The organism is Prevotella aurantiaca, assembly GCF_015262605.1.
Taxonomy (GTDB): Bacteria; Bacteroidota; Bacteroidia; order Bacteroidales; family Bacteroidaceae; genus Prevotella; species Prevotella aurantiaca.
The window spans coordinates 1-11,576 of record NZ_JABZSJ010000072.1; the positions used below are offsets into that span (position 1 = coordinate 1).

An 11,576-nucleotide genomic window follows, 5' to 3' on the forward strand; every position below is an offset into this window, starting at 1 on the left:
AGTCAAAGAACAAAGTATATTCTCTGCACGAACCAGATGTAGTTTGCATCAGCAAAGGTAAGGAACATAAGCAATATGAGTTTGGCAATAAAGTATCTATTCTTCGCTCATGGTCAGGACTTATTCTTGGTGCATGTTCTTTTAGGAATGAATATGATGGGCATACTATCGAAAAGGCGTTAGAACAAACCCAAAGAATGACAGGAAGGAAGGTTGATAAGTTAGCAGGAGATAGAGGGTATAGAGGTATAAAGCAGATTGGGCAGACAAAGATACTCATCCCTGACACTCCTAAAGCTAAAGACAGCTACTACCAAAAGAGAAAGAAACACAAACTATTTTGTAAACGAGCTGGTATAGAGCCAACGATAGGACATCTTAAAGCAGACCACCGATTATCTCGCAACTTTTATAAAGGTGTGAAAGGAGATGCTATCAATGTATTATTAGCTGCAGCAGCATATAACTTCAAAAGAGCTATGAGAGTTCTTTTGGACCTTATAAAAAGAATCAGCATAGAGCTTGTCAATACAAGCTTTATGCTGAAATATAGTTTTTAAGGAACGACTATGTAACACTTACTGTTGTGAAAAATATTTACAGCTTTATGGTTCGTTTTCTGTTTCTGAAATGAGGAATGGAAGGCTTACGGTGTAGGGAGCTAAAGAGTTCTTTCTACTGAGAAAAGCGAAACGGTGTGCTTTTCCGCATAAAGTATCAACAGGTATTGAATTACTTTAAAATGCTATTATAAAAAAGCAAGCACATCTTGAACTTCTCGGTTCTTGATGTGCTTGCTTCTATTATTTCTCTACGCCATCTGTTGTTAAGAGTATTTTCTTGCCGTCGTATTCGGCTTCAAAGTAGGGTGGTTCTTCTCTGAGCGAAATGCGGTCGTATTTAAAAGGTGTAACCAATGTTTCTTTTCCGTCAGGTAATACCAGTCCCAGTTTTCCGTCTAACTGTGCTATAATCGGCATTGTGCGCAAGTCATCGACATACACGTAGCACGTGCGGACAAACTCGTATTTCGGACTTAGTATGGTGTTTCCTTGATAATCTACGATGCCGAACTTGCCGTCTTTTTCGATTACTTGGTGGTATTGAATGTATGTTTCTTTCAATAAGTTCAGATAGTTTACCATCTTGCGCTTATCGTTCACCAATGTAACAAGGTATTCAAAGGTATCGGAATAGTTGGCAACCGACCGTACCAACACCATTTTCATGTCAAGTCCTTTCAGTGCCTTGCGGTTTAAGTCCAAGTAAAGTGCTATCGCTTTTTCTCTTTCTTCTAACGAGAGGTTCTCCAACGAATCTTCAAAACGCAGCATTTGCGCTTTCGAACCGCGCATACCTTTAATGTAACGGTGTATTTGTCTGCCCATTTCCTTGCAAGCGAAATGTCTAATCTGTCGTTCTTCAACAGGGTCAGCAAAGTTGTGTATGATGTTATTCTGCTTTTTCATATCTATCTCTCCTTATCATTATGTAAGTCAGACATTGCGTTTGTTCTCTCTTTATTCCTTATTATATATAACCGCAGTTATTTTATTTCGGAATCAACATAGTGCAAATATACGAGATTTTAAGGAAGATACCAAAAGTTTTTTGTATTTTTGTACGGCAAAAAAGATAGACTTACCCAAGCAGATGGATAAAAAGAATAAACAAGAAGACGGTTATATAGAAGTAAAAGGTGCCCGAGTAAACAACTTGGCGAATGTAAACGTGAAGATTCCACGTGGGAAATTCGTCATTATAGCTGGTGTTTCAGGTTCCGGTAAGTCGTCGTTGGCTTTCGATACGCTTTATGCGGAAGGGCAGCGCAGGTATGTTGAGAGCTTGTCGGCATACGCCCGTCAGTTCTTAGGCAGAATGGCAAAGCCCGAAGTAGACTTTATAAAAGGACTTCCACCTGCCATTGCAATAGAACAAAAGGTTATATCACGTAACCCTCGTTCTACGGTCGGTACCTCGACAGAGATATACGAATATCTGCGATTGCTTTATGCACGAATAGGCAGAACCATTAATCCTGCGACGGGAGAAGAGGTGAAACGACACACCGTGGAAGATGTTATACAGAAAGTGCAAAGCTATTCTGCTGGTACAAAGTTCTGTATTCTTGCCCCTTTGCACGTTCGTGAGGGTAGGAGTATTACGGCGCAGCTTGAGATGGAAGTACAAGAAGGCTATGCGCGCATTTATGTAGATGGCGAGATTGTGCGCATTGAAGATTGGATAGAAGCGCACGACAAGAAGGACATAGAAGGGGTAGAAAGCATTTATCTTGTTATCGACCGCCTTTCGGTTGATGATAGCAAGGAAGCAATCTCGCGCCTTATCGACTCTTGCGAAACTGCTTTCTTCGAAGGCGATGGTATGTTGAGGCTGATGTTCTTCCCATCGAAACTCTCTTACGACTTTTCTACGCGCTTTGAGGCTGACGGTATTAAGTTTGAAGATCCTAACGACAATATGTTTTCGTTCAATTCTCCGCTGGGAGCTTGTCCTACTTGCGAAGGCTTTGGACGTATTATGGGCATCGACGAACGTTTGGTAATACCTAACAGTTCACTTTCTGTTTACGAGGGTTGTGTGCAATGTTGGCATGGCGAGAAGATGAAGGTGTGGCACGATGAGTTTTGCCGTCGGGCTGCAAAGGATAATTTTCCTATTTTCAAGCCTTATTTTGAACTGTCGCAAACAGAGAAAGACCAACTGTGGCATGGACTGCCAAGCGAAGCCGTCAATCCGCTTTCCGACCGTATCTGTATAGATTCTTTTTTCCAAATGGTGAAAGACAATCAATATAAGATACAGTATCGTGTCCTCTTGAGCCGATACAGAGGAAAGACTATCTGCCCCGATTGCCACGGACGGCGATTGAAAAAGGAAGCTACTTGGGTGAAAATAGCTGGAAAGGCTATCACCGACTTGGTGGAAATGCCAATTATAAACTTGAAGGAATGGTTCGATAATATAGAGCTGACAGAGCAAGAGAGAAACATTAGTAAACGATTGATGTTGGAAATAACCAACCGTATTCAGTTTCTTGTAGATGTCGGACTTGGCTATCTTACATTGAATCGCCAATCAAACAGTCTCAGTGGTGGCGAAAGTCAGCGTATCAATCTTACAACATCGTTAGGTTCGTCGTTGGTAGGCTCGCTTTACATCTTGGACGAACCAAGTATCGGGTTGCATAGTCGCGACACCGACCGTCTTATCCACGTCTTGAAAGAGTTGCAAGCCATCGGAAATACTGTAATTGTGGTGGAACACGACGAAGAGTTAATACGCTCGGCAGACTATCTTATTGATGTCGGTCCAGATGCAGGACGATTGGGTGGGCATATAGTATATAATGGTGTTGTGCCCGAAATCAACGATGCAAATAAAGCAGACTTGTTGAAAGCACACGCCGATTCGTACACGATAAAATATCTTACCGCTGCAGAAACCATTGAAGTGCCGCAGAGTCGTCGCCCTTGGAATCTTTCTGTTGAAATAAAAGGTTGCCGAATGAACAACCTGAAAGGGTTAGATGCCAAAATACCGCTCAACGTCTTTACAGTTGTAACAGGCGTCAGTGGAAGCGGAAAGTCGTCGCTAATAAAGGGAACACTCTATCCCGCATTGAAGCGTCGCCTTGATGAAGTAACCGATTTGCCTGGTGAATATGCTTCACTTACAGGTGATTTGGAGCAGATAGCGCACGTGGAATTTGTAGACCAAAACCCAATTGGGAAGAGTTCGCGCTCTAATCCTGCAACCTATGTGAAGGCATACGACGAAATCAGAAAGCTGTTTTCAGAGCAGCAACTTTCAAAACAAATGGGCTATACTCCCCAGTTCTTCTCGTTTAATGCAGATGGTGGACGGTGCGAAGAGTGTAAGGGCGCAGGAGTAATTACCATCGAAATGCAGTTTATGGCAGACTTGGTTTTGGAATGTGAAGAATGCCATGGCAAACGCTTTAAGCGAGAAATCCTTGATGTTGCCTTTGCTGGGAAAAACATTAACGACGTGTTGGATATGACGGTTTCCGAAGCAATACAGTTTTTTACCGCCAATAAGCAGAAAACAATCGTTACTCGCTTACAGCCATTGGAAGATGTAGGGTTGGGCTATATTAAGTTAGGGCAAAGTTCTTCTACACTTTCGGGCGGTGAAAACCAACGTGTAAAACTTGCTTATTTTATAGGTAAGGAACGACAGGAACCGTCGTTATTCATCTTTGACGAGCCAACCACAGGTTTACATTTCCACGATATAAAACGTTTACTGAAAGCTTTCGATGCACTCATACAGAGGGGACATTCGGTGCTTGTTATTGAACACAACCTTGATGTAATAAAGTGTGCAGATTATATCATTGATATTGGACCAGACGGAGGTGATAATGGTGGTAAACTCATTGCAAGTGGTACACCTGAAGAGATAGTGCATAATAAAAATAGTTTGACGGGTAAATATCTTGCAGAAAAGTTTAAGTAAGAAAATGAATGATTGCTGCTAAATCTATAATAAGTTTAATTTTTCTAACATAAAATTTATATGTTAGAATAGAATTTTAGAGAAATAGGAGTATTTCTAAAACAGAGATGAATGATTGATATAAAGCTATTTCTCGGAAGATAGCATGATGAGTTAATAAACATTAAAGCCGCATTAAGATGATTAAAAAGCTTATTTTTCTAAATAAAATTATTATCTTTGCATATCAAAGATATCATGCGTATGATTAAGAAAATATATACTTTTTTGTTAGCTACAACTCTTTTAGGTTTTGCATTGCCAACAACAGTTAAGGCTCATACCTCATTGGAAATGATAGAACAAGATGTTCATACTGTTTCTATTTCTGTTTATGGTTCTGTTCTTCGTATTGAAGGAGCAAACGATGAAATGTTGCAGATTTATAATGTGACAGGTGTTTGTGTTATGAGCATGAGAATAGATGGACAAGATAAACGTTACAATCTTAATTTGCCAAAAGGCTGTTACATTATAAAGGTTGGGAAAGTAGTTCGTAAAATTTCAATACGTTAATTTTACTTATTTGTTGATCAATTTGCTTCTGTGTTGTGCGACAGATAGAAGAAACTGAACTCCTTAAAGCATTAGCAGAGCCTAAAACACGTAATAAGGCATTTGCCTTATTGATAAATATATATAGTAAGACTTTGTATTGGAAAATACGAAGCTACATTTTATCGCATGACGATACTGATGATGTTTTGCAAAATACTTTCTTAAAAGCGTGGAAAAACATAGAAAGCTTTGAAGGAAAATCGAAGATATCTACATGGTTGTATCGTATAGCTATTAATGAATCTTTAGACTATTTGAGAAATAAAAAAAGAATAGATACTTTAAGTTCTGATAATGTCAATAATAACATAGCTAACAATCTTTTAGCAGATAATTATTTTGATGGAGATAGAGGACAAGCTATTTTACAGGAAGCTATCTCTTCTTTGCCAGAAGTTCAGCGTACAGTTTTTATTATGAAATATTACGATGAATTAAAGTATCCGGAGATTCATGAAATTCTTGGTACAAGTGAAGGAGCTTTGAAGGCATCGTACCATATTGCAGTAAAGAAAATATCGCAATATATTAAAGCTCACGAATAAGATTTTAAATTTGAGTTAAACGAAAGTGAATCATCTGCGTCAAACTATCAAAAAACAAAACATTAGCAAGTAAATATTAATTGTGATGGAATTAGAAAAGGAATTACTTTCAAAATTTGGGAACAGGCGGCCTTTTAAGTTGCCTGATGGTTATTTTGATAGTTTGGAAATGCGAGTTATGTCGCAAATTGCATCAGAGAATACAAAAAAATCGATTGAAAAGCAATGTAGTCATAAGAATGGAGCTATCTTTTACAAGCGCTTACGCCCATTGATGATTGCAGCCTCTTTTGTTGGAATAATGCTTATTGGTGCAGTAGCAATGCATTTCTTTAAAAATGAAAGAAACGAGGCAACAGCACAAAGAAACAATGTTTTGACCCAAACTACGATTTCAACAACAAAAGAAAACTCTGACAATACAGAATATTTAGAAGAAGCCGCAGAATACATGATGCTTGATAACGATGATGTATATGCTTATTTGGCTGATAATTAAATGAAAGTGTATACTTTATAGCTTATTGATAATGAAAAGGACACAAATAATTATTATAGCTTTTGTTAGTGCTATTAGTTTGTTGGCACAAAATAAGTTTAACCCTGAGAAGTTTAAAGCCGAACTGCATCAATATATTGTAACATCAGCAAATTTAACAGAAAAAGAATCTACAAAGCTTTTGCCGATTTACGATGAGATGATTTCAAAGCAACGAACACTCCACAAGCAATTACGGAAATTACAAAGCAGCACTCCGCAAAATAATAAAAGTGCAAAGAATACGATATTAGAAATTGATGATTTGCATATGCAGATTAAACAAATAGAAAAAAAATATCATATAAAGATGTTAGAAGTAATTTCTGCAGTAAAACTCAATGAAGTCTTAAAGGCTGAAAGACGCTTTCATAAACAATCTTTTAGTAATGCAGCACGGCAAAGGTAAGTCAGTCTTATAAATAGAATTAAAGAATTACTAACCCATTAGAATTAATACATAATTTACAATGAAATTATATCGTTTGCAATTTGTAAAAGTAGCTTTTATCTTGTTTTTACTTTTTACAAGTAGTTATTCTTTTTCTGCAACCCTTCCTAAGAAACATCAGTTTAGGGGAGCGTGGATTCAATGTGTCAATGGACAATTCCAAGGCATTGGAACTATACAAATGCAACAAACACTCATTTCGCAGCTTAATAAGCTACAGCAGATGGGTGTCAATGCTATTATATTTCAAGTTCGTGCCGAGTGTGATGCGCTTTATCCCAGCAAATATGAACCATGGAGTAAGTTCTTGACAGGAAGGCAAGGTGCAGCGCCAACTCCTTATTGGGATCCTTTACAGTGGATGATAGAGCAGTGTCATAGTCGTGGAATGGAACTTCATGCATGGATAAATCCTTATCGTGCAAAAACAAAGAATACAACGCAACTTGCTTCAAACCATATTGCAGTTCAACATCCTGAAAGGGTTTTTGATTATGATGGGCTTAAAATACTCAATCCAGGTATTCCTGAAAATAGAAATTACATTTGTAATATTGTAACAGATATTTTACAACGTTATGATGTAGATGGTTTGCATATAGACGATTATTTCTATCCTTACCCCGCTGAAGGACAGCGTATTCCTGATTTAAAAGAATTCAGTCTTTATGGTGGAGGCTTCGGTCGTATTCAAGATTGGCGTCGCGATAATGTTGATATGTTTATTAAGCAACTCTGCGAAACTATTCACAGAGTTAAACCTTGGGTAAAGTTTGGTGTTTCGCCTTTTGGAATTTATAGAAATGAAAAGAGTGCCCCAAACATTGGTAGTAAGACTAATGGATTGCAAAACTATGATGACCTTTACGCAGATGTATTGAAATGGGTAAACAATGGTTGGGTGGACTACTGCGTTCCACAGATATATTGGGAAATAGGTAATAAGGCAGCCGATTACAAAGAACTCATAACATGGTGGAATCGCTATGCAGCAAATCGTCCATTATATATTGGAGAAGATGTGTTACGTACGGTTAAAGCAGCAGACCCACAAAATCCAAGTTCGCATCAGTTACCAGCAAAGCATCGTTTACACGAAATGTCTACGAATGTCAAAGGTACAGTTTTATGGTATGCTGCATCGGTAGTTGAAAATCCAGGCAATTATGCTAAGGTACTTCAGACTAATTATTGGCGTTATCCAGCTTTACAACCTTTGATGCCTTTTATTGATGATGAAGCTCCTAAAAAACCACGTTCATTGAAAGTAAGTTGGTCTGATGATGGCTGTATTTTACATTGGAAAGCCCCTAAGGGAAGTGGTTGGAAAGATGAAGCACATAAGTATGTTATTTATAAGTTTGGGCCAGGAGAAGATATTGATTTAGACAACCCTGCAAAAATTGTAGCAATCACTTATCAAACAGCATTAAAACTCAAGTTAAATGATGGTGAAACAAAATATACTTATGTTGTAACCGCACTTGATCGCATGAGTAATGAAAGTGCAGGTAAGAAAAAGAAAGTAAAGTTGTAATTATGAAGCGCTGATTTTAAGTTTATTCACTTTTCTCCTTGCAATTTTCAAAGAAAAAACTTATATTTGCAGCTGAATAAAAACAATCGCTCAGACCAAATTAGATTATAATGATGATAGCACTAACGAGGTTACTTTTAGCAAGGTTACATGTTCCTTCTCGGAACAAAAAAATATGTATGCCTCGTACGCTTGTCAATATGTGCTCTCATTTATTTGAAGGACTTCTTAGGCGCTTGAATAGCTCTCATGCTATTTGTCCTATGTTTGACCAAATATATTTACTGAAGGCTCCGCCTATATCTCTGTCAAAGGAGGTAGAGGTGGAGCCTTTTGCATAATATTGAGTATTTCGATGACAATTTGATATTTGAGAAACATCTAGATAAAAAGGAACTGAACAAGATATATTTAACACAAAATTTTAGAGACATAGTTAACAATTAATAACCAAAACGCTCCGGTCTCGGCAATGCGTTCTCTCTCTAATAGAGAGAGTCATGGAGAGACACCAAAACAATGAAGAACAACCTATTTAAGAAGACGTATCCAGTACTCGTCATGCTGTTTGTTGCATTGTTTGCTTTATCTCAGCAGGCAAATGCACAAAGTAAAGAAGCCTATGTGCAAAAAGACCTTGATAGCAAGGTTATGACTTTCTATTACGATGATCAGAAAGCAAACCGAAAAGGAATTATTTATGACATTAATGCTAAGCAGACATTAGAAAGTGGTGCTGAGATTCCTGTTTGGGCAGGAAATTCGCAGAACGAAGAAAAGACTACTACTACAGCTGTTTTCGATGCTTCGTTCAAGGACTATCAGCCAACAAACACAAGCTACTGGTTTGGCCACTATTTAGTTCTGAAAGTAATTAAGGGAATGGAAAATCTTAATACGTCAGAGGTAACTAATATGTCGCATATGTTCTACCATTGCGATGCTCTACCTGCAGTAGATCTTTCACATTTTAATACAGCGAAGGTTACAGATATGAACTCAATGTTCTCTGAATGTGCTTCGCTTACTTCGCTCAACGTTTCTAAGTTCAATACAGAAAATGTAACTGATATGAATTCTATGTTTAATTTCTGTGCAGGACTTAATTCTCTTGACCTTTCTAATTTTAACACAGCAAAAGTAACAGATATGCGCGCAATGTTCTTCTGCTGTACTACACTAACCTCGCTTAATATTTCAAACTTCAATACAGAGAATGTAACCGATATGGGTGTAATGTTTTTCTATTGTAAAGCATTTACCTCTCTCAATCTTTCAAATTTCAAAACAGGAAAAGTTACTAACATGAAGGGAATGTTTTCTGGTTTAGGTGCGCTTAAATCGCTTGATATTTCAAACTTCAATACTGAGAACGTAACGAATATGAATGGTATGTTTGCAAGTTGTATCGTTCTTCCTTCGCTCGATCTCTCTCATTTCAACACTGCGAAAGTAGAAGATATGAACGGAATGTTCGCAAACTGCTCAGCTCTTACCACTCTAGACCTTTCTAAATTCAATACAGGAAATGTAACTGATATGACTTCTATGTTCTCTTCATGTTCTGAACTCGTTTCACTTGATGTTTCTAATTTTAACACAGAGAAGGTTGTAACTATGTATGGTATGTTTGCAAACTGTAAAGCTCTTACTACTCTAGACCTTTTAAGCTTTAATACTCCTGAAGTAACTACATTCAAAGGAATGTTCTCTGGTTGTACTGCTCTTACAACTTTAAATATTGCAAACTTCAAAACATCAAAAGCTACAGATATGTACGGAATGTTCTTCTCTTGCGAATCCCTTCCTACGCTCAATCTTTCACACTTTGATACTGAGAATGTAACTGATATGTACGGAATGTTTGCATATTGCAAAGCTCTTAATTCGCTTAAAATTCAAAGTTTCAATACTAAGAACGTAACTAATATGTCGTTTATGTTCTTCTATTGTACTTCGCTTCCTTCAGTAGACCTTACGGGTTTCAATACAGCAAAAGTAACTGATATGGGTGCGATGTTTAAGTATTGTATGTTAATGGAAACCATTGATGTTTCTAAATTCAATACAGAAAATGTGACTAATATGCGCGGAATGTTTTCTGGTTGTAGAAAGATCACCACACTCGACCTTTCAAACTTCAATACCGATAACGTAACCAATACGAACACAATGTTCTTCTCTTGCGACGCCATTACCTCGCTTGACCTTTCAAACTTCAAGTTGGACAAGGTAACTGATATGGCTTCAATGTTCTTTGGTTGTGAAGAAATGACAACAATCTATTGCGACTACACATGGAATTGTGGACAATCAGAAAGTATGTTTGGCTATTGCAATAAACTTAAAGGTGCCGTAGCATACAATGAATATAAAGTAGATGTTAAAATGGCAAATCCGGATACAGGATATTTCACAAAGAAAAATTCTACTGGAATTGCTAAACCAAATACAGCTACAGATTCGCAAGTTGTAGCAATCTATTCTCTTGATGGTAAGAAACTTTCAGAGTTGCAAAAAGGTGTAAATATCGTACACATGAGCGACGGAACAACACAAAAGATATTACAATAAAATAACCGAAAATGATAAGATAAGCCGCCTTAGCTAAATGCAAAGACGGCTTTTGTTTTGCTACAAATTAAAATATTGAAAGGAAATGTTTTAGTTCAGTAAACGATTAAACTTTTGTAATTTCTTATATCTGTTTTGATAGTTTATTTTTACTAAAACCATATATCTTTCTTCTTTAAATGTTCCATGATTTTAAATTAAAAGTTCGATGATTTTACTTAAAAAGTTCCATCGTTTCATGTAAAAACCACTATAATTCGATTTTAAGTATAATTTCAGATGTCATAAAAAACATTGTATGTTTCATAAACAAAAATCTTTTCATTAACTTTGTAACATATATTGGTGTGAAAACTTCTGCTGAGATGAGGAGCAAATCACACTCTAAGTATCTAAACAAACTAAAATCTATTATTATGGACTATTCATTGAATAAACGCAAAATGAGTGTAGGTAAATTTAAAGGTAAGGAAATGTTTGTGGCAAGTGCAGTTTGTCAGAAACAACACATCTCTTTTGAACAACTTTGTGAGCGAATGACAGCAGATTCTACTATTGGAGAAGCAGATATTGCTGCTGTTTTCTACAAGTTTCGTAATGTGCTCAACGAGTTTTGTTCACAAGGATATATTGTTAATGCTGGTCCACTAGGCAAGTTCCGTCCAACCTTCTTATCAAAAGTAGTGGAGAAGGAAGAAGATTTTAAACCAACGGAATGTATTACTAAGACGCAAATTCTATTTACACCTACAGCAAAATTCAGAGAATTAAAGAACGTGGCGTAATGGACATTTGGTAGGCTGAAAAGCTCACGGATTTTAGTAATGGACA

General features: G+C 37.1%; 10 protein-coding genes. 9 read left to right on the forward strand and 1 reads right to left on the reverse strand.

The features are described 5' to 3' along the window. On the forward strand, window positions 1-560 hold a 560-nt coding region (locus HXN26_RS09980; RefSeq protein ID WP_273161055.1), incomplete at its 5' end, for a transposase. Window positions 561-803: 243 nt separating this feature from the next. On the opposite strand, the gene HXN26_RS09985 is transcribed toward HXN26_RS09980, so the two are convergent. Next, window positions 804-1,469 (reverse strand): hypothetical protein, encoded by a 666-nt coding sequence (locus HXN26_RS09985; protein WP_014710002.1) that lies wholly within the window; start codon window positions 1,467-1,469, stop codon window positions 804-806. A gap of 184 nt (window positions 1,470-1,653) precedes the next feature. Between HXN26_RS09985 and uvrA the strand changes: the two genes are divergently transcribed. The 8 genes from uvrA (at window position 1,654) to HXN26_RS10025 (ending at window position 11,530) form a co-directional block, all read left to right on the forward strand. Continuing rightward, entirely contained in the window at window positions 1,654-4,503 is a 2,850-nt protein-coding gene (gene uvrA, locus HXN26_RS09990; protein WP_273161056.1) for an excinuclease ABC subunit UvrA, read from the forward strand. A 243-nt stretch (window positions 4,504-4,746) separates the two neighbouring features. Then, on the forward strand, window positions 4,747-5,058 hold the full coding sequence (locus HXN26_RS09995; RefSeq protein WP_273161057.1) for a T9SS type A sorting domain-containing protein: 312 nt from the start codon (window positions 4,747-4,749) through the stop codon (window positions 5,056-5,058). A gap of 35 nt (window positions 5,059-5,093) precedes the next feature. Beyond that, on the forward strand, window positions 5,094-5,645 hold the full coding sequence (locus HXN26_RS10000) for an RNA polymerase sigma factor (RefSeq protein ID WP_273161058.1): 552 nt from the start codon (window positions 5,094-5,096) through the stop codon (window positions 5,643-5,645). 85 nt (window positions 5,646-5,730) lie between these two features. Beyond that, window positions 5,731-6,144, forward strand: a complete 414-nt coding sequence (locus HXN26_RS10005; protein ID WP_273161059.1) for a hypothetical protein — start codon at window positions 5,731-5,733, stop codon at window positions 6,142-6,144. A 31-nt stretch (window positions 6,145-6,175) separates the two neighbouring features. After that, window positions 6,176-6,592 carry a hypothetical protein gene (locus HXN26_RS10010; RefSeq protein ID WP_025001272.1) on the forward strand — a complete coding sequence of 139 codons (417 nt, stop codon included), beginning with the start codon at window positions 6,176-6,178 and terminating at the stop codon, window positions 6,590-6,592. A 61-nt stretch (window positions 6,593-6,653) separates the two neighbouring features. Continuing rightward, window positions 6,654-8,171, forward strand: coding sequence for a glycoside hydrolase family 10-like protein (locus HXN26_RS10015; protein ID WP_273161060.1), 1,518 nt, complete (start codon window positions 6,654-6,656; stop codon window positions 8,169-8,171). A gap of 519 nt (window positions 8,172-8,690) precedes the next feature. Then, complete coding sequence (locus tag HXN26_RS10020) at window positions 8,691-10,745, forward strand: BspA family leucine-rich repeat surface protein (RefSeq protein WP_273161061.1); 2,055 nt, start codon at window positions 8,691-8,693, stop codon at window positions 10,743-10,745. Window positions 10,746-11,161: 416 nt separating this feature from the next. Beyond that, entirely contained in the window at window positions 11,162-11,530 is a 369-nt protein-coding gene (locus tag HXN26_RS10025) for an HU family DNA-binding protein (RefSeq protein WP_273161062.1), read from the forward strand. The last annotated feature ends 46 nt before the right edge of the window (window positions 11,531-11,576 follow it).